Source organism: Streptomyces sp. NPDC090798, assembly GCF_044768965.1.
Classification (GTDB): domain Bacteria; phylum Actinomycetota; class Actinomycetes; order Streptomycetales; family Streptomycetaceae; genus Streptomyces.
Genome location: NZ_JBIVXA010000023.1, coordinates 95,440 through 111,813, shown reverse-complemented (window position 1 = coordinate 111,813; position 16,374 = coordinate 95,440). Strand labels below are relative to the sequence as shown.

General features: G+C 70.1%; 20 protein-coding genes. 8 read left to right on the top strand and 12 right to left on the bottom strand.

The features are described 5' to 3' along the window. Window positions 1-16: 16 nt before the first annotated feature. From pgl to ppgK, 4 genes are read right to left on the bottom strand one after another with little or no spacing between them, the layout of a single operon-like run. Window positions 17-718: a 6-phosphogluconolactonase gene (pgl, locus tag ACIQTP_RS37000; RefSeq protein WP_403408221.1), complete on the bottom strand. Its 702-nt coding sequence runs from the start codon at window positions 716-718 to the stop codon at window positions 17-19. A gap of 5 nt (window positions 719-723) precedes the next feature. Beyond that, window positions 724-1,755 carry a phosphogluconate dehydrogenase (NAD(+)-dependent, decarboxylating) gene (gnd, locus tag ACIQTP_RS36995; protein WP_403408219.1) on the bottom strand — a complete coding sequence of 344 codons (1,032 nt, stop codon included), beginning with the start codon at window positions 1,753-1,755 and terminating at the stop codon, window positions 724-726. A 10-nt stretch (window positions 1,756-1,765) separates the two neighbouring features. Then, window positions 1,766-2,260, bottom strand: a complete 495-nt coding sequence (locus tag ACIQTP_RS36990) for a hypothetical protein (protein ID WP_403408217.1) — start codon at window positions 2,258-2,260, stop codon at window positions 1,766-1,768. 51 nt (window positions 2,261-2,311) lie between these two features. Beyond that, complete coding sequence (gene ppgK / locus ACIQTP_RS36985; RefSeq protein WP_403408215.1) at window positions 2,312-3,085, bottom strand: polyphosphate--glucose phosphotransferase; 774 nt, start codon at window positions 3,083-3,085, stop codon at window positions 2,312-2,314. A gap of 270 nt (window positions 3,086-3,355) precedes the next feature. Between ppgK and ACIQTP_RS36980 the strand changes: the two genes are divergently transcribed. Further along, window positions 3,356-4,159 (top strand): Cof-type HAD-IIB family hydrolase, encoded by an 804-nt coding sequence (locus ACIQTP_RS36980; protein ID WP_403408213.1) that lies wholly within the window; start codon window positions 3,356-3,358, stop codon window positions 4,157-4,159. 133 nt (window positions 4,160-4,292) lie between these two features. Here ACIQTP_RS36980 and ACIQTP_RS36975 read toward each other — a convergent pair whose 3' ends face one another. Beyond that, window positions 4,293-5,729 carry an MFS transporter gene (locus ACIQTP_RS36975; RefSeq protein WP_403408211.1) on the bottom strand — a complete coding sequence of 479 codons (1,437 nt, stop codon included), beginning with the start codon at window positions 5,727-5,729 and terminating at the stop codon, window positions 4,293-4,295. Between the two features lie 97 nt (window positions 5,730-5,826). On the opposite strand from ACIQTP_RS36975, the gene ACIQTP_RS36970 reads away from it, so the two are divergent. Continuing rightward, a complete protein-coding gene (locus ACIQTP_RS36970; protein WP_403408209.1) occupies window positions 5,827-6,447 on the top strand; it encodes a helix-turn-helix domain-containing protein in 621 nt (206 codons plus the stop codon). A 149-nt stretch (window positions 6,448-6,596) separates the two neighbouring features. Here the strand turns inward: ACIQTP_RS36970 and ACIQTP_RS36965 are convergent, their stop codons facing one another. Beyond that, the gene (locus ACIQTP_RS36965) at window positions 6,597-7,436 is read right to left on the bottom strand and encodes an oxidoreductase (protein WP_403408207.1); all 840 of its coding nucleotides are present in this window, start codon (window positions 7,434-7,436) and stop codon (window positions 6,597-6,599) included. A 128-nt stretch (window positions 7,437-7,564) separates the two neighbouring features. Between ACIQTP_RS36965 and ACIQTP_RS36960 the strand changes: the two genes are divergently transcribed. From ACIQTP_RS36960 to ACIQTP_RS36950, 3 genes are all read left to right on the top strand, one after another. Beyond that, the gene (locus tag ACIQTP_RS36960; protein ID WP_403408205.1) at window positions 7,565-8,176 is read left to right on the top strand and encodes a TetR family transcriptional regulator; all 612 of its coding nucleotides are present in this window, start codon (window positions 7,565-7,567) and stop codon (window positions 8,174-8,176) included. A 254-nt stretch (window positions 8,177-8,430) separates the two neighbouring features. Then, window positions 8,431-8,733 carry an Ada metal-binding domain-containing protein gene (locus tag ACIQTP_RS36955; protein ID WP_403408203.1) on the top strand — a complete coding sequence of 101 codons (303 nt, stop codon included), beginning with the start codon at window positions 8,431-8,433 and terminating at the stop codon, window positions 8,731-8,733. A gap of 114 nt (window positions 8,734-8,847) precedes the next feature. Further along, on the top strand, window positions 8,848-9,267 hold the full coding sequence (locus tag ACIQTP_RS36950) for an ABC transporter substrate-binding protein (protein WP_403408319.1): 420 nt from the start codon (window positions 8,848-8,850) through the stop codon (window positions 9,265-9,267). Window positions 9,268-9,298: 31 nt separating this feature from the next. Here ACIQTP_RS36950 and ACIQTP_RS36945 read toward each other — a convergent pair whose 3' ends face one another. From ACIQTP_RS36945 to ACIQTP_RS36925, 5 genes are all read right to left on the bottom strand, one after another. Continuing rightward, window positions 9,299-10,225 carry a GlxA family transcriptional regulator gene (locus tag ACIQTP_RS36945; protein ID WP_403408201.1) on the bottom strand — a complete coding sequence of 309 codons (927 nt, stop codon included), beginning with the start codon at window positions 10,223-10,225 and terminating at the stop codon, window positions 9,299-9,301. After that, entirely contained in the window at window positions 10,222-10,773 is a 552-nt protein-coding gene (locus ACIQTP_RS36940) for a cysteine hydrolase family protein (protein ID WP_403408199.1), read from the bottom strand. Before ACIQTP_RS36940 ends, ACIQTP_RS36945 begins: the two co-directional genes overlap by 4 nt. Window positions 10,774-11,117: 344 nt before the next feature. Beyond that, window positions 11,118-11,540: a pyridoxamine 5'-phosphate oxidase family protein gene (locus ACIQTP_RS36935; protein WP_403408197.1), complete on the bottom strand. Its 423-nt coding sequence runs from the start codon at window positions 11,538-11,540 to the stop codon at window positions 11,118-11,120. 121 nt (window positions 11,541-11,661) lie between these two features. Further along, window positions 11,662-12,348 (bottom strand): helix-turn-helix domain-containing protein, encoded by a 687-nt coding sequence (locus ACIQTP_RS36930; RefSeq protein ID WP_403408195.1) that lies wholly within the window; start codon window positions 12,346-12,348, stop codon window positions 11,662-11,664. Between the two features lie 19 nt (window positions 12,349-12,367). Beyond that, entirely contained in the window at window positions 12,368-13,438 is a 1,071-nt protein-coding gene (locus tag ACIQTP_RS36925) for an alcohol dehydrogenase catalytic domain-containing protein (protein ID WP_403408193.1), read from the bottom strand. Between the two features lie 309 nt (window positions 13,439-13,747). Between ACIQTP_RS36925 and ACIQTP_RS36920 the strand changes: the two genes are divergently transcribed. Further along, window positions 13,748-14,332: a hypothetical protein gene (locus tag ACIQTP_RS36920; protein WP_403408192.1), complete on the top strand. Its 585-nt coding sequence runs from the start codon at window positions 13,748-13,750 to the stop codon at window positions 14,330-14,332. Between the two features lie 142 nt (window positions 14,333-14,474). Here the strand turns inward: ACIQTP_RS36920 and ACIQTP_RS36915 are convergent, their stop codons facing one another. Continuing rightward, window positions 14,475-15,383 carry a universal stress protein gene (locus ACIQTP_RS36915; protein ID WP_403408190.1) on the bottom strand — a complete coding sequence of 303 codons (909 nt, stop codon included), beginning with the start codon at window positions 15,381-15,383 and terminating at the stop codon, window positions 14,475-14,477. Window positions 15,384-15,579: 196 nt separating this feature from the next. Here ACIQTP_RS36915 and ACIQTP_RS36910 point away from each other — a divergent pair, with 196 nt between their 5' ends. Then, a complete protein-coding gene (locus tag ACIQTP_RS36910) occupies window positions 15,580-16,044 on the top strand; it encodes a cyclic nucleotide-binding domain-containing protein (RefSeq protein WP_403408188.1) in 465 nt (154 codons plus the stop codon). A gap of 63 nt (window positions 16,045-16,107) precedes the next feature. After that, a complete protein-coding gene (locus tag ACIQTP_RS36905) occupies window positions 16,108-16,338 on the top strand; it encodes a hypothetical protein (protein WP_403408186.1) in 231 nt (76 codons plus the stop codon). The last annotated feature ends 36 nt before the right edge of the window (window positions 16,339-16,374 follow it).

Genomic DNA, 16,374 nt, shown 5'->3' with positions numbered 1-16,374 from the left:
GCAATGGGGTCGGGCATCATGGTCCTGTCGGCGACCGGACGCCTTCGCGAGCAGGATCCCGGCCGGCCGCCGCCGCGTCCGCGAGGACGAGCGACGCCGCCGCCTCGACCCGGCCGGCGGGAATCGAACGGTCTGCCGCAAGGAGCCTCGAGAGCGCTTCGCGCTTGTCCGCTCCGGTGATGAGCCAGAGCACCTGCTGGGCGCGAGCGAGCGCGGGATAGGTGAGCGTCATACGCCGGTGGCCCAGGTAGGGCGCCGTCAGGGCCACCGGCCGGTCCGAGACTTCGAGCACCGGGTCCCGTGGCACCAGCGAGGCGGTGTGCCCGTCCGGACCGAGGCCCAGGTGAACGAGGTCGAAACGCTCGGGCAGCGACCGCCCGTAGGCGGCGGCCGCCGCGTCAAGGTCGGCGTCGTTCACGGGCATCGCGATGACCTCGGCCGGGGCCGCACCGAGGCTCTCCCGCAGGTGGGTGAGGTTACGGTCCGGGTCACCGTCGGGCGCGACCCGCTCGTCGACCTGGAACACCACCACGTGCTCCCAGGGCACGTCCTCATGTGCGAGCCGTGCGAACATCGCCCATGGCGTGTGCCCCCCGCTGACGGCGAACGTGAATCGGCCGTGCGCTTGCACGCGGGCCCGGGCCAGCCTCGCCACGAACGCCGCCGCGGTGCCGGCGACCGCATCCGGATCGGCGACGACCTCGAGTTCGTGATGCACAGCCCTCAGCCCTTCTTTTCGGCGTGCCCGCCGAACTCCGAGCGCATCGCCGAGAGGATCTTGTCGGTGAACTCCCCGGCCTCCCTGGACTCGAAGCGTTCGTAGAGCGAGGTGGTGATGACCGGTACCGGGACGCCTTCGTCCACCGCGGCGAGGACGGTCCAGCGGCCTTCCCCGGAGTCTGAGACCCGCCCGGCGAAGTCGTCGAGGGAGGGCGAGCCGGCGAAGGCGTCGGCGATCAGGTCGACCAGCCACGAGCTGACGACCGAGCCGCGCCGCCAGACCTCGGCCACCTCGCCGACGTCGATGTCGTACTGGTAGGCCCAGGGATCGCGCAGTGGCGTCGTCTCCGCGTCGACCTCTTGCCGGCTTTTGCCGGCGTCCGCACGCTTGATGATGCTGAGGCCCTCGGCGATCGCGGCCATCATCCCGTACTCGACCCCGTTGTGGACCATCTTCACGAAGTGCCCGGCGCCGTTCGGCCCGCAGTGCAGGTACCCGAGCGGGGCGGTGCCGTCGGTCCGGGTCCGGCTCGGCGTCGGCTCGGCGCTGCCCTCGCCGGGAGCGATCGTCTTGAAGATCGGGTCCAGATGAGCCACGACCTCGTCCTCGCCGCCGATCATCAGGCAGTAGCCGCGCTCCAGCCCCCAGACCCCACCGCTGGTCCCGCAGTCGACATAGTGCAGCGACTTGCCGGCAAGTCGCTTGGCGCGCGTGATGTCGTCGCGGTAGTAGGAATTTCCGCCGTCGATCAGGATGTCGCCGGGATCCAGCAACGGCTCGAGCTGGTCGAGGATGGAGTCGACGATCGCGGCCGGAAGCATGAGCCATACGGCCCGTGGCTTGTCCAGTTTCGCGACGAAGTCCTGGAGTGAGTCCGCGCCCGTCGCGCCCTCGCCGGCCAGTTCGGCGACGGCCGCCTCGTTGACGTCGGACACGACGCAACCGTGACCGTCTCGCATCAGCCGACGCACCAGGTTCGCCCCCATCCGGCCGAGCCCGATCATCCCGAGCTGCATGGGCTTGTCTGTCGCCATGTGGCGCCTCCTAGTCCCTGGGTGAACACGCTGTGTGGTACCGGGCGGCGAGCCACTTCCAGGCGATCGCCATCCCGACCGAGGTCGCAACGCCCTGGCCGGGCGGACCGGTCGTGGTCTCCACTCCGCTGGTCCACCGGTACTCCGGGTGCCCGGGGCGGCGTGAGCCGAGCTGGCGGAATGTCCTGAGGTCGTCGAGGGTCAGGGCGGGTCGGCCGGGGATCTCATGGTCGGGGTCGGCAGCCCGCACACCGGTGGGGTGGAGCAGCGACCGGAGCGACGCGGAGGCGGGTCTTTCCGACAGCATGAAGCGGTCGTGGTTGGGCCAGATCGGGTGGGCCGGGTCGAAGAGCAGGAAGCGCAGGAAGCGCTGCCGGAGCGTGTACGCGACCGGGGCGATTCCCATCGGCGTTCCCGAATGGCCGGAGCCGGCCGCCTGGACGGCGTCCACGCACAGAGTGCGGATCGTGTTGACGGAAGGAATTTCCAGGTCGTTGTTGCTCAACGCGAGCCTCCCTGAAGGTGCCGCCCGTGCCCTCATATCGAGCGCGGCAGGCTAGGGTTGGGATTTCCCGGCCGGGGCGAAGAGCGCCGCGCCGACAATGCCCGCGTCGTTGAACAGCTGCGCCGGCACGATCTCGGTCCTGAGCTCGATGTACGGCAGGAACTTGTCGGCCTTCTTGCTGACGCCGCCGCCAATGATAATCAGGTCGGGCCACAGCAGCCGCTGGACGAGCTCGAGATACCTCTCCAGACGGTGCGCCCATTTCTTCCAGGACAGGTCGTCGTGCTCACGCACCGACTCCGCGGCCCAGTCCTCGGCGTCCTCGTGGTGCAGCGGCAGGTGCCCCAGCTCGCTGTTGGGCACCAGGTTCCCGTCGGAGAAGACAGCACTGCCGATTCCGGTGCCGAGCGTCACCATCACGACGACGCCCTTGCGTCCCTTGCCGGCGCCGAAGCGCATCTCGGCGATCCCGGCCGCGTCGGCGTCGTTCACTACACTCACGTGGCGGCCTGTCGCTTCTGCGAAGAGCCGGGCCGCGTCCGTCTCCATCCAGGCCGGGTCGATATTGGACGTCGTCTGGACTTTGCCGCCCCGGATGACGGCCGGGAGCGTCAGCCCGACCGGTCCTGGGACGCCGATCTGGGAGAGGACCTTCACGACCACGTCCGCGACTGCCCCCGGGGTCGCCGGATGCGGTGTCGGGATCCGGACCCGCTCACCGATGAGGCTGCCGAGCTCAAGGTCGACCGGCGCTCCCTTGATACCGGTCCCTCCGATGTCGACCCCCAGCACGTGGGCCGTCTTGTCCAGATTTTCCTGCGTCACTGCCCGCTCCCCTCAGGGGCTGGCCCAAAATGTGTTGTGTGAATTTTGGACGTTGGGCCCCAACAAGAGCTTCGCCATATAATACTTAACGTTCGCACATGTCTCTTATGCTCGCCACATCAGGTTTATAGGATTACATCGAAGGTTAAGGGTAAATCCAAGCATTGCGCGCCGCGCCCGCAGGAGCACAAGAGCATTGGCTTTCCCCTCCGTTCGAGAGGAACGCGACTGCGATGCATGCCGGCCGCGACCTGAGCTTACGGAGGCGTGATGCCAACCCGACCGATCCGCCTGCTTCTTGCCGACGTCGACGGCACTTTGGTCACGAGCGACAAGGTCCTCACCGACCGCGCCGTCCAGGCGGTCCACAAGCTCCACGACGCCGGCGTCCTCTTCGCGGTGACCAGCGGGAGACCACCGCGCGGCATGTCCATGATCATCGATCCCCTGGCGTTGACCACTGAACTCGCCGCCTTCAACGGTGGTCTCATCGTCAACCCGGATATGACCGTTGTCGAACAGCAGGTCATTCCCGCGGAGGTGGTGGCCCCGGTCGTCTCGCTGATGGAGTCGTTCGGCCTCAGTGTCTGGATCTACCGGGGCGCCGACTGGTACGTCCGCGACATGAAGGGGCCGCACGTGGATCGCGAGAGCTGGACGGTGCAGTTCGCGCCCACGCTCGTTCCCAGCTTCGACGGGCTCGAGCAGGGCGCCGCCAAGGTCGTCGGGGTCTGCGATGACCACCAGGCCGTGGAGGCGGCCGCGGTCGCAGCTCGCGCGCAGTTCGGCGAGCATGTCTCGGCCGCGCGCTCGCAGCCCTACTACCTCGATGTGACCCATCCGCAGGCCAACAAGGGCGGCGTCGTCAAGTACTGGTCCACCAAGCTCCGGATTTCCCCCGAACAGATCGCCACGATCGGCGACATGCCCAACGACGTACTGATGTTCGCCCACTCGGGACTGTCCATCGCGATGGGCAACGCCAGCCACGAGGTCCAGCGGGCGGCCAGGCGGGTTACGACGAGCAACGAGGAGGAGGGATTCGCGCACGCGGTCGAGCAGTTCATCCTATGACTCGCGTCATCGCATTCCCTCGGCATGGTGAAGGTGACCCGCGACCTGGTGGCCGGCCCTGGAAGCACTCGGCCGGGCCCGCCACGACATTCGGCCTTCCGGGGATGGCGGTGCGTTGCGGGGGGCACTCGGCTCACCGCGACTGCGGGGAGGTGGGGCGCGTCGTGTCCTTCTTCGGCCGTGCCGCGTGGGCCACGAGGAGCAGGAACAGTCCGCAGGTGGCGACGAGGATCCAGCCCGGGCGGGACGCGTGCGCGAGTCCCGCCGGGGTGGTGCCCGCGACCAGGCCGCCGGCGATGGCTATGCCGAGCGCGGAGCCGAGTTGGCGTGCGGTGGACGTGATCGCTCCGGCCACGCCGGCGCGGCTGGAAGGCAGTCCGCTCACCGCGGTGTTGGTGATCGGCGCGTTGGCGAAGCCGAACCCGACGCCGATGAGCAAGTAGGCCGCCAGGAGCAGGAGCACGCTCGTGTGCTGGTCGAGCCCGACCAGGCAGAGTCCGCCCGCCGTGATGAAACCGCCGGCCAGGACAAGCGGCAACCGTGGTCCGACGCGACCGACCAGGCGGCCGGACAGGGGTGCGCAGACGGTCGCTCCGACAGCCATGGGCAAGGTCGCCACCCCGGCCGCCAGTGGTGTCCATCCTCGGGCGTGTTGCAGGTAGAGGGTGTTGAGCAGGAGCGTCACGTTCAGGGCGACGAAGACCGCCACCGCGCCCAGCACGGCGCTGCTGAAGACCGGATGCCGGTAGAGCCGTAGATCCATCAGCGGCTCGCTCCGGCGGGATTCGACCGACACGAATCCGACTGCCGCCAGGGCAGCGATCGCGTACGCGACCATCGCAGGAAGCGACGCCCACCCGATGCGCGGTCCCTCGATGAGGACGCCGACCGAGACGCCGATGACCACGGTCAGCAGGGCCTGCCCCGGGAGGTCGAGCCGCTGTGCCCGCGGTGCCCGGGACTCCGGCACGAAGAGCGCGCTGAGCACGAGGGCGGCCACGATGACCGGCGCGTTGATCCAGAACACCGATCGCCAGCCGAAGCCGGCGATGAGGGCGCCGCCCGTGACAGGGCCGGCCGCCATGCTGAGCCCGAAGACCGACGCCCAGACACCGATCGCCTGTGCTCGCTCCCTCGGATCGGGCATCGCGTTCACCACGATCGCGAGAGCCACGGGACTGAGCATGGAGGCGCCGATTCCCTGGACGGCGCGGGCCGCGATCAGCACGCCCACCGAAGGGGCGATCGCGCAGACCAGGGAGGCCGTACCGAACACGACCAGGCCGACCTGGAACAACCGTCGGCGTCCGAACCGGTCCGCCAGCGCGCCGGAGGAGATCAGGAGACCGGCCAGGACGAGCGTGTACGCGTCCACGGTCCATTCGAGGCTGCGGGTCCCGATACCGAGACCTTGCCCGATCGCCGGCAATCCGACATTGACGATGGTGGTGTCCAGGCCCACCAGGAACATGCTCAGACAGCAGACGGCCAGCACCGTCCAGCGTCTGCGTGCGCTCAGAACGGGCTGAATGGGGTCCAGTGGCTGAATGGGACGGGTGGTTGTGGTCACTTGGTACCTCTCACGTCCGGAAGGGGCTGCCCGGCAAGGCTCGGGCCGGATCGCACCCCCCGCCCACCAAATTTGCGAAGGCCGCAAACTGAACCCCATGGACGCGGAACTGGAACAGATCATCGACGGCATCGGCCCCCGGCTGCGCACGCTGCGCCGGGACCGGGGGCTCACGTTGGAGGCGCTCGCGGCGACGACCGGAATGTCGGTGAGCACGCTGTCGCGTCTCGAGTCGGGCAAGCGGCGCCCGACCCTGGAGTTGCTCATCCCCCTCGCGCGTACGCACCGCGTCGCACTCGACCAGCTGGTGGCCGCGCCGGCCACCGGTGATCCTCGGGTGCATCTCAAGCCCTTGCGCAAAGGTCACGGCAGCGTCCTCGTGCCTCTGACGCAGTACCCGGGTCGGGTGCAGGTGTTCAAGCAGGTACTGGCTCCCCGCGAGCCGGCGTTGGTGACCCATGACGGCTACGAGTGGCTCTACGTCCTCGCGGGCGAACTCCGCCTCATCCTCGGAGAGCAGCACTGCACACTCCACCCGGGCGAAGTGGCCGAGTTCGACACCCGAGAACCACATTGGTTCGGTCCGGCGAACAACAGCGCCGTCGAAATCCTGCACCTGTTCGGACCACGAGGCGATCAAGCCGTGGTCCGCGCGAAACCCTCCGTATCCGATCCCGACCGGCCGACCGCCGCAACCCCGCCGTCGACAACGTCATGAGTCACAACACCGGGTCCGTTTCGTGAGGTTCAGCACGGCGGGGGTACCGTCACGATCGGGCAGGCGCCGAGCAACTCGACCAGGTCCGCAACGTCACCAAGCCGCCGCAGGGGCTGATCCGATGCGCGTGCTCCGACCCGCCGTCGCCGTCATTCGCCCGCGGGAAAGTCCGCGGACCGGCTGACATCGGCCCACCGCTCGGCTTCGGCGGCACGGGTACGGGAGGCGGTGGCCGCCATCTCGACGGCTCCGGCGCCGAGCAGCAGACGCAGCGGCGGTTCGTCGAGCCCGACGAGGTCGGTGATGATCTTGGCTGCCCGGGCCGGGTCTCCGGGCCAGGTGGCGGCGGTCTGTTCACGGTAGCGGTTCATCGCGCCAACGGTCTTTTCGTAGGCGGGACTTACGGGCAGGGCGGTCATGGACGAGCCGCCCCAGTCGGTACGGAAGCCACCGGGTTCGATGATGGTGACCTTGATACCGAGGGGCCCTACCTCGGCGTTGAGGACTTCGGAGAAGCCTTCTACCGCGAACTTCGCGGTCTGATAGGCGCTCAGGCCCGGTGATCCGCCCACGCGTCCGCCGATGGAGGAGAACTGGAGGAAGTGGCCGGAACCCTGTCGGCGGAGTACGGGCAGGGCAGCCTTGGTGACGTTGACGACGCCGAACAGGTTCGTCTCGATCTGGGCCCGGAAGGCGTCGTCCGGCATGTCCTCGATGGCGGCGCTGTCGGCGTACCCGGCGTTGTTCACGACGACGTCGAGCCTGCCGAAGGCGTCCAGGGCCAGTTGCACGGCGGCGCGGGCCGCTGCCGGGTCGGTGACGTCGAGGGCGACGGCGCGGACTCGGTCGCCGTAGCGCTCGACGAGGTCCTTGAGCTGCTCGGGGCGGCGGGCCGTGGCCACGACGCGGTGGCCGCTGTCGAGGACGTGGCGGGCGAGCGCCCTGCCGAAGCCGCGGGAGCTGCCGGTGATGAGCCAGGTCTTTGTCATGAGGTGTCTTCGCTTCCGGGATGGCCGAGCCACAGAGGGCCGGAGCCTGCTAACTAAACAGTCATTTATATAGTGCGGCCACCCGTGAGGCGTGTCAAATAAACAGTTAGTTGCACTACTCTGGAGTCATGCCCCAGCACCAGCCCCCCGCCCGCACCCGGGACTCCGAGGCCTCCAAGGCCCGCCTGCTCAAAGCCGCGACGGACGAGTTCGCGGCCCGTGGCATCGCCGGCGCCCGAGTAGATCGCATAGGCGCCGCGGCAGAGGTGAACAAGGCCCTCATCTACACGTACTTCGGCAACAAGGAACAGTTGTTCGACGCCGTCATGGACGCACATGTCGCCCGCATCCTCGACGAGGTCCCCTTCACGCCCGAGGACCTGCCGGGCTACGCGGGCCGCCTCTTCGACTTCCTCCTCGCCAACCCGCACCAGCTCCGGCTGGCCACCTGGCACCGCCTCGAACGCTCGGGCACCGACCGCGAGCCTCAAGGGCTGGGAGCCTCCATGCGGCAGAAGACCGCCGCGATCACCCAGGCGCAGACCGACGGCCTGCTGACCACGTCCTTCACCCCTGAAGACCTGCTCGTCTTCACCCTCGCCCTCGCCAACGCATGGATGCCCACCAGCCCCATGGCCACCAACGACCACGCGGCCGAGCAGACCCGGCAGCACCGCGACGCGGTCGTCGAAGCCGTCCGACGCCTCGTCGCGGGACCCCCGACAACCCAGCCTCTTTAGGAACTGGTCACCCGCTCAGGGGCATGTGTCCCGCGGTTCGGGCCGCAGGAGTGCTCGGTTGCCCAGCGGCGAGCCGGGGCAACCGAGCACCGCCGTCTCCACAGCGTGACGTCCGAATCCCGCCGGGCAAGGGGATCCACAAGCCGCAAGGTTGTGGATGCAACACCACTTGTGGCCTTGGTCAGGAAAGGATCGAGACCGATGACGGCCCACTCGCCGATGGACAGCCCGCCGGGCGCCTTCCACGACGCGGCATGACCATCACCACACCGGCCGCCGCACGCCGCACTTACACACTGCTCGGTCCGGACGGGCAGCTCTGTCGGAGCGGCACGCCGGGCACGCTCGGCGGACACCAGCGCGGGCGCCTCTACGGGCGTCTCGACTGCCCTTCCGCCCTCCGGGCCATCGCCCGCGGCCACTACGTCAAGCACCGCGTGTTCTTCCCGGACGAGGCCACCGCGATCGCGGCCGGATACCGGCCCTGCGCGGTCTGCCTGCCCGCCGAGTACGCCCACTGGAAAGCGACCAGAGAAAGCAGCAGCGCCTCGTCATGAACATCCTCGCCGAGCGGGAGCGGTCCCGCTCACCCCTGATCCGCGCCGCCGAACTGGCCGAGTTCGGCGTCCTGCCCGCCCACGCCGCACACGCAGGCCGAACTCGCTTCCCTCATCGACCTGTTGACCGTTCCGAAGTCGCGGATCGAGACCGTGACCATCGGCCACAGCCGCGATGCGGCTTCCCTGGCGGCTGCCGAAGCCTTCGCCGCCGCGTGGGAGGCGTGTGGCGGAAAGGTCCTCGCGTCGGTGGACTGGCCGGAGACCGCCGCATCCTGGCTGCGCCCCGCCAGAAGGCTGACTGCCGAAGCACCCGACGCCTGGGTCATGGCCGGGGCCCCGCTGGGCTTCGCCCAACTCGCCCGCCGTCTGCGCCACTCCACCGACTGGGACCCGGCGCGCACCTTCGCCTTCGCCTCTCTGCGGGACTCCCGCCTCCCCGCGCTCGCAGGCCCGGACACCCTGCACGGCCTGCGCGGGGCGACCACCGAAGGCGGTGCCTGGTACGTCCGCCACCGCTGGGTCATGTCCTAGGTCATGAGACGCCGTGCCAAGCCGGAAAGGCTCACCTCGTCGTCTCGGAAGGGGCCCGGGAACGCAGACGGCGGAGCATCCGAACATCCTGGAATCCCACCTCGCGGGCCGCGGCTTCCACCGTGGTGCCGTGGCCTATCAGGTGCTCCGCGCGTTCCAGTCTCAGTGTCTGCTGGTAGCGCAGCGGCGTCAGGCCACCTGTGGCACGGTGAAACATCCGGGTCAGCGTGCGTTCGCTGACACCGACGCTGGCGGCCACATGGGCCAGCGGCAGTGGTTCGGCGAATCGCGCGTCTATGAGGTCCTGAGCGCGGTGGACGGTGTCGTCGAGGTGCGACCGGTGCCGGAGCATGGCACTCGCCTGCGGCTCGTCGCCGTTGCGGCGGGCGTAGACGACCATGTCCCGCGCCACCTGGGCAGCGAGCGCGGGACCGTGACGGACGGCCACCAGGTGCAGCGCCAGGTCGATGCCGCTGGCGATGCCGGCCGACGTCACCACCCGGTCGTCGGTGGTGAACAGCACATCCCGCACCACGATCGCCCGGGGGTGGCGGGCCGCCAACTCGTCCTGGACGTGGTGGTGCGTGGTGCACCTTCGCCCGTCCAGCAGCCCAGCCCGGCCGAGGGCCTCGGCCCCGGCGCACACGCTGGCGACAACACCCCCGGCGGTGTGGTGGGCGCGCAGCCGCTCCAGCACGGACTGGCTCAGCTCCGGCCCGCCGCGCAGTGTGGTCGCTCTCCACCCCGGGACCACCACCAGGTCGTCGGCGCTCAGCTCCGGCCACTGGGTGCGGGCAGCCAGCGGCAGGCCCTGGGCGCTGCACACCTGCTCCTGGTCGGCGACGTAGCTCAGCCGGTAGGGCTGTCCGAAGTCCCCGGCCATGCTGAAGACCTGGGCCGGTCCGGCGAGGTCGAGCAGGTGGACGCCGGGTACGAGGACGAAGACGACATGGCTCACGCTTCGGATGCTCCCAGCTCCGCCTCCCGTTCGGCCACCGTGGAGATCCGGGCGAACCGGTCGCGCAGGACGGCCTCCGTGCGCTCGATGATCGCGTCGGCGCTCAGGTCGCCGATCGGATTGGTGGTGGTGGCGTCGGTGACGAAGACCATGCGGTACCCGAGGTCGCTTCCCACCCTGGTGGTGGTTTCCACGCACTGCTCGGTACGGATGCCGCAGACCGTCAGCTCGCGCACGCCCGCCTCGGTGAGCAGTTGTTGCAGATGGGTGGTGGTGAAGGCGTTGTGGGAGGTCTTGTGCAGGACCGGCTCACCGGACTGCGGCTGCTCCAGTTCGTCCAGCAGGCGGACGTGCCCCTGGACCGGGTCGAAGGCGCCGCCGCTGCCGGGCTCGATGTGGAGGACCCAGACGACCAGGTCGCCGTTGGCACGGGCGAGTCGCACCAGACGGTTGACCGGTTCCGCGATCTTCGGATTGGCGATCTGCTCCCACAGCGGGCGGGCTCGGAAGGATTCCTGGACATCGATCACGATCAGCGCTCGGTTCATGTCTCCCATTCTGGCCTGGGCAGATGCTGGATCCGCAGGCCCGATCCAGGCCGACACCGGAACGATCCGGTCAGTGGTGTGGAGGCTCGCAGAAAAGTGACACGGGGCGTTCTGCCGTCTACGACAGGCCGGCGCGCCGACCACACGGACGGCGGCCACGCGCTGACCCGGGACGTCAGTCCCGTCAGCGGGGACGTCGCGGGGGCGGTCGCCGCGTTCGACACCGTGGGGTACTGGTACATCGCGCTGCTACGGGATCCGTATCGCGCCGGACAGCACGGAACCGGGCACCGACCGGTCGTCCGGCCGAGCACGCGGTTGCGGGACACACGCGGGCCGGACTCTCAGTACGCGGCGAGCCCTGCGACGAGTCGACGGCCGGTGACGAGCTCGGGCTCGATGCGGATGAAGACCTCCTTGGGTGAGGCCACCCATGAGCGCGGGCCGGTACGGGCCAGCCGGCCGTGCTCCACGGGATCGGTCACCACCGTCGCGCGGCCGGTGACCACGACACTCCAGCCGCAGTGCGCCGTCGCATCCACCTCGTCCGCTTCGAAGGCGATCACCACGCCGTCGACCGCGGCGGCCAGTTCCGAGTCGGCGGAAGTACGCATCAGTACCGCGGAGTCGACGTCCAGGCAGAAGTTGACCGGCAGGACCGCGGGCAGGGCGTGGCGCGTGTGGACGACGCGGCCGATCGGTGCCCGCTCCAGCAGACGCAGGCACTCCTCGCGGTCGAGTTCACGGAAGCCGTCGTTGGGATTCATCACCGGTTCCAGCCTTCACGGGGTACAGCGGTACGCGTTTCAGCGTGCGGGGCGGCGGGCGCCGGGAAGAGAGCCCACCGGCGCGGGGCGGCCGAAGAGCGCCGCCCCTCGACGCCGGCGGTCAGGGCACCTCGATCCGGCGCCCAGTGACGGCGACCGGATCGACACACACCCACAGGGACCGCTCGCCGCCCGCCCACGGATCGCTGTACGCGCGTTCCTCCAGCCGTCGCGCCGCGTCCGCGTCCGTCACGGCCCTCGCACGACCCCGTACGAGGACGCTCCAGCCCTGGCTGAGCGCCTCGTCGATGTGGTCCACCTCGAAGGCCACGTCGGTTCCGACGGCCTTGGCGGGAGTCGTGCCGGGTGCCGTCCGGAAAGCGATCGCGCCGTCGACGACGCTGTAGTTGAGGGGGACGATCAGCGGCCCTTCGGCGGTCTCCATCGCCAGTCTTCCCACGCCGTGCGTCGACAGCCGGGCCCGGCACTCCTCGGCGCTCAATTCGACCAGCGCGGGGTGGCGGGCGGCTCGACCGGTCCCGGGTGGCAGGTCCGCCTCGCCACCACGCAGGGCCTCGACGCTGGTCTCGAGGACGTCGGCGAGCCTGATGAGCACGCCGATGCCCGGCGTGGCGGTGGACTGTTCCTCCAGGTACCGGACGTAGCCGGGAGCCGTGCCCGCCCGGTAGGCGGTCTCCTCCCGGGTCAGGCCCAGTTCCTCACGCCGTCGGGCGATACGGCGCCCGATGTCGCCCCGCGCGCTGTCCGCGGTGGCGGACGCGGCGTTCGGCGGTGTCTGTTCGCACATGGCCGTTCACTTCCTCCTGTCAGGGCGTCCTGACCGTCAGGACGTCGTGCTGCGGTCCGCCGAGGACGACCTTGAGCGCGCCGGTGTCGGCGGCCCGCGAGAAGATGTCGTACGCCTCCTCCATCGCGTCCAACGGGAAGATGTGGGTGATCAGGGACGACGTGGGCAGTTGCCCGGCGGCCGTCATGCGCAGCAGGGCGGGCGTGGAGTACGTGTCGACGAGCCCGGTGGTGATCGTCACGTTCTTGATCCACAGGTCTTCGAGGTGGAGCGTCACGGGCTTGCCGTGCACGCCGACGTTGGCCACGTGCCCGCCGGGCCGCACCATGCGCGTACACGCCTCGAAGCTCGCAGGCACCCCCACCGCCTCGATGACCACATCGGCCCCCAGGCCCTCGGTGAGGTCGGCGACCAGTTGCTCCGCCTCGTCCCCCGCCGCAGCCACCGCGTCGGCGCCGAAGCGCTTGGCGGCGTCCAGCCGGGCCGGGGCCAGGTCCACGGCGATGATCTTCCCGGGGGTGTACAGCCGGGCCGTGGCGATCGCGGCGAGCCCGACCGGCCCCGCTCCGACCACGACGACGGTGTCCGCGGGCCGTACCCGCCCGTTCAGCACACCCACCTCGTAGGCGGTGGGGAAGATGTCGGCCAGCAGTACGGCGTCCTTGCTGTCCACCGCCCCCGGCAACGGATGCGTCGACAGATCCGCATGCGGTACGCGGACGTACTCGGCCTGCGTGCCGTCGATCAAGTGGCCGAGAATCCAGCCCCCGCCACCGCGGCACTGCCCGTACATGCCTTCCCGGCAGTAGCGGCAGCGGCCGCACGCCGTGATGCACGAGACCAGGACACGGTCGCCGGGGCGGACCGTGCGGACGTCGCCGCCCACGTCGACGATCTCCCCGACGGCTTCGTGTCCCAGCACCGTGCCGGGGCGCACCTCCGGTAGGTCGCCCTTGAGGATGTGCAGGTCCGTCCCGCAGATCGTGACGGCGTCGACGCGGACGATCGCGTCGGTGGCATCCTGGATTCCGGGGTCCGTGACGTTCTCCCACGCGGACTCTCCGGAACCGTGGAACACGAGTGCTTTCATGACGATCCCTTCCTGGCTCTTGCGGATGCCGGTCGCGGGGCACTACGTCGAGCAGGCGCCCCTTGCCGTGCGGCCATCGCTTGCCGTCGAAGTCGTCGACTCCGACGATGGCGGTGCGCCGCTCGACGGCCTGTTCGCGCGTGGATCGACCTCGTACGTCCAGTCTGGGCGTGAGCGTCGCCGTCCGCTTGGGCCGGTCGGTCCCCGTCGCGGGACCGGCCGGGGTCGCGATGGCGCCTGGTCGGCCCCTGCCGCCGCGCACTCCCCGATGCGACCGTCCAGTCCATGACGCCGAGGAGGTGCGGTCGGATGCGCAGAACCGAGCGTGTGAGGCGGCTCCTGTGGCGCTGGCGGAACAACCCCCTGCGCCGGCACGACGACGTGGTCGAGGCCTGGATCGTGCTGGCCGTATGGCTGGTCATCGCGATCGGCGGCACCCTGACCGGGCTGCTGACGGCCCATGCCGCCGACGCGTCCTTCGCGCGGCTTCGGCACGAGCGGCACGCGGTGCAGGCCGTCCTCGTCGCGAGCACGGCCCAGGCGGTGGGGATCGGGGTCGATACGCCCTACGACCGTGTCCGGGCGACGGTCCGCTGGACGGCGACGGACGGCTCGACCCATACCGGCCGGGCCCTGGTGGACTACGGCCATCGGGTCGGGTCGAAGGTCGTCGTCTGGCTGAACAGCAAGGAGCAGCTCACCACGCAGCCGCCGACCGCCTCGGCGGCTGACGTCGAGGCAGCCTCGCTCGGCATCGCGGCCGGGGTCTCCTTCGGCGGCCTGGCGTTCGCCGCCGGGCGCGTCGCACAGTGGCGGCTCGACCAGCGGCGCTACGACCAGTGGGGTCGTGAGTGGGACCAGGCCGGACCACAGTGGCGACGTAAGACCACGTGAGACACAACGACCGTGCGGGGGACCGACCCCCAGGCCAGGACACGGGCGCGGGACGCCCCTGGCTCTGGTGGATCCGGCGGGTCGCCTGCTCCTCGTACGGCGCCCTGGACACCGACCCTCATCGCTCATCGTCCGGGCCTGTTCAGACGTGCGGGACGACGGCGACGGGGCAGGGAGCGTGGTGCAGTACGGCGTGCGCGACGGCGCCGAGGTGGGTGCCGAGCCGGGCCTCGCGCGCCCGGCGTCCCACCACGAGGAGCGCCGCGCCGGCCGAGGCGTGGACCAGCTCGCCTGCCGCGCGCCCTTCGGTGACGGTCTCGGTCACGGCGACCGCGGGGAACTTCCCGCGCCAGGTGCGCAGCGTCGCGACCACGGCGCGCTCGTGCGCGGCGAGCAGCTCGGGGCCGTTCTCGGGGGCGAGCCTGTCGATCGCCGCGTAGGCGGACGGACCGCTGAAGGCATGGACCACGCGGAGCGGAGCGGCACGGCGTCGGGCCGCGTCGAAGGCGAACTCGATCAGTTCGTCGCAGGGCCGGTCCGTGTCGAGGCCGAGCACGACATCGCGGTACGGGGTCTCGGGTATCTCGTCGGGGGAGATTCCGTCCACGGCCGAGAAGTGCTCGTCGGCGGTGCACTCCCCCGCCCGTACCAGCACCACGGGGCGCGGTGACCTGGCGACCACCCGTTGTGACACCGATCCGGTCAGGAAGCCCGCGACGCCGCTGATCCCGTGGGAGCCGAGGACCAGCAGATCGGCCTCTTCGGCCGCCGCGAGCAGGGCTCCGACCGGTGCTTCGTCGACCGAGTGGGTGATGACCTGCAGGCCGGCGTGCGCGGCGCGCATGCTGTCCGACGCCTGCCCCAGCATGTCCTCGGCCCAGGACCGCTGCGACATGTCCGCGGGAACGGTCGGAGCCGGCCGCGGCTGCCACTCCCAGGCGTGCACCAGACGCAGCGCCGTACCCCGGCGCAGGGCTTCCCTGGCCGCCCAGTGCGCGGCGGCCAGGCCTTCGGGAGAACCGTCGATCCCTGCGGCGACGTGTCGAAGCATGGTCCGCACCTCCTGCGTACATGCCGGTGGATTGCTCTTCTCCCATCAATCCTGGTACCGGCCCGGCCCGGATGCAGGGGTCGGGCGGGCCCTTCCGAGGGGCCCTTCGGCCCATGGCGGAAGGGGGGCCTGGAGAAGAGATTGAAGGTGGCCGGGTCGCGCTCCTGGAAAGGAGCCCGAGGAAGAGGACACGATCATGAACGCTTCCCCCACTTCCAGCATGCTGCGGGCGTTGCCCGCCGAGCACGGCGAACGACTGATGCACATCGCCCGTGAGGTTTCGTTCCCGATGGGGACCCGCCTGTTCGAGGAGGGACGGCGAGCGGACCGGTTCTGGATCGTCCGTACCGGCACGGTGGCCTTGGACATGCGCGTGCCGGGCCGCCGCCCGGCCGTGATCGAGACCGTCGGGCACAACGAACTCGTCGGCTGGTCCTGGCTGTTCGGACCGCACACCTGGCACCTGGGCGCCGAGGCGACGAGTCCGGTGCGCGCGTACGAGTTCGACGCCGAAGTCGTACGCGCCATGTGCCGGGCCGATCCGGCGCTGGGCATGGCCGTGAGCCAGTGGGCGGGAGACACGGTCGCCCGCCGGCTGCGGTCGGCCAGGACCCGGCTGTTGGACATGTACGCGCCCTACGGCAGCGGAAGCCTTCGCTGACCGCGTCGCATTCCAAATCCAACGAGGAGTCACCGGGCAGGCACCCCGCACATGGTCGGCGGCGTGATGACCCACACCGTCGCCGCCGTCGGCCGCGAGGCCCACTTCAAGGAGATCGTGCGGTTGACGGAGCAGTGTGGAAGGTCAGTGCCCCGGCCGTCACCGTCCGGGCGAACGCGACTCTCGCGCAGGCCGCACGGGCCATGGCGCGAGGGGGTGCGCCGCGAGGTGGTGTCGTATGTGTGGGACGTGGACTTCGAGCTCACGGGGCCGGCCCGCGGACCGGAGCAGTGACCGGGGGCCGATGGGACGACCGCGGTCAAGTTGGGC

Excerpts from the sequence above, each read along its gene's own strand:
- ACIQTP_RS36910 (WP_403408188.1), top strand. The coding sequence starts at position 15,580 with ATGAACGCTTCCCCCACTTCCAGCATGCTGCGGGCGTTGCCCGCCGAG.
- ACIQTP_RS36930 (WP_403408195.1), bottom strand. The coding sequence starts at position 12,348 with ATGTGCGAACAGACACCGCCGAACGCCGCGTCCGCCACCGCGGACAGC.
- ACIQTP_RS36980 (WP_403408213.1), top strand. The coding sequence starts at position 3,356 with ATGCCAACCCGACCGATCCGCCTGCTTCTTGCCGACGTCGACGGCACT.
- ACIQTP_RS36935 (WP_403408197.1), bottom strand. The coding sequence starts at position 11,540 with ATGAATCCCAACGACGGCTTCCGTGAACTCGACCGCGAGGAGTGCCTG.
- ACIQTP_RS36970 (WP_403408209.1), top strand. The coding sequence starts at position 5,827 with ATGGACGCGGAACTGGAACAGATCATCGACGGCATCGGCCCCCGGCTG.
- ACIQTP_RS36965 (WP_403408207.1), bottom strand. The coding sequence starts at position 7,436 with ATGACAAAGACCTGGCTCATCACCGGCAGCTCCCGCGGCTTCGGCAGG.
- ACIQTP_RS36955 (WP_403408203.1), top strand. The coding sequence starts at position 8,431 with ATGACCATCACCACACCGGCCGCCGCACGCCGCACTTACACACTGCTC.
- ACIQTP_RS36925 (WP_403408193.1), bottom strand. The coding sequence starts at position 13,438 with ATGAAAGCACTCGTGTTCCACGGTTCCGGAGAGTCCGCGTGGGAGAAC.
- ACIQTP_RS36960 (WP_403408205.1), top strand. The coding sequence starts at position 7,565 with ATGCCCCAGCACCAGCCCCCCGCCCGCACCCGGGACTCCGAGGCCTCC.
- ACIQTP_RS36940 (WP_403408199.1), bottom strand. The coding sequence starts at position 10,773 with ATGAACCGAGCGCTGATCGTGATCGATGTCCAGGAATCCTTCCGAGCC.
- gnd (WP_403408219.1), bottom strand. The coding sequence starts at position 1,755 with ATGGCGACAGACAAGCCCATGCAGCTCGGGATGATCGGGCTCGGCCGG.
- ACIQTP_RS36920 (WP_403408192.1), top strand. The coding sequence starts at position 13,748 with ATGCGCAGAACCGAGCGTGTGAGGCGGCTCCTGTGGCGCTGGCGGAAC.
- ACIQTP_RS36915 (WP_403408190.1), bottom strand. The coding sequence starts at position 15,383 with ATGCTTCGACACGTCGCCGCAGGGATCGACGGTTCTCCCGAAGGCCTG.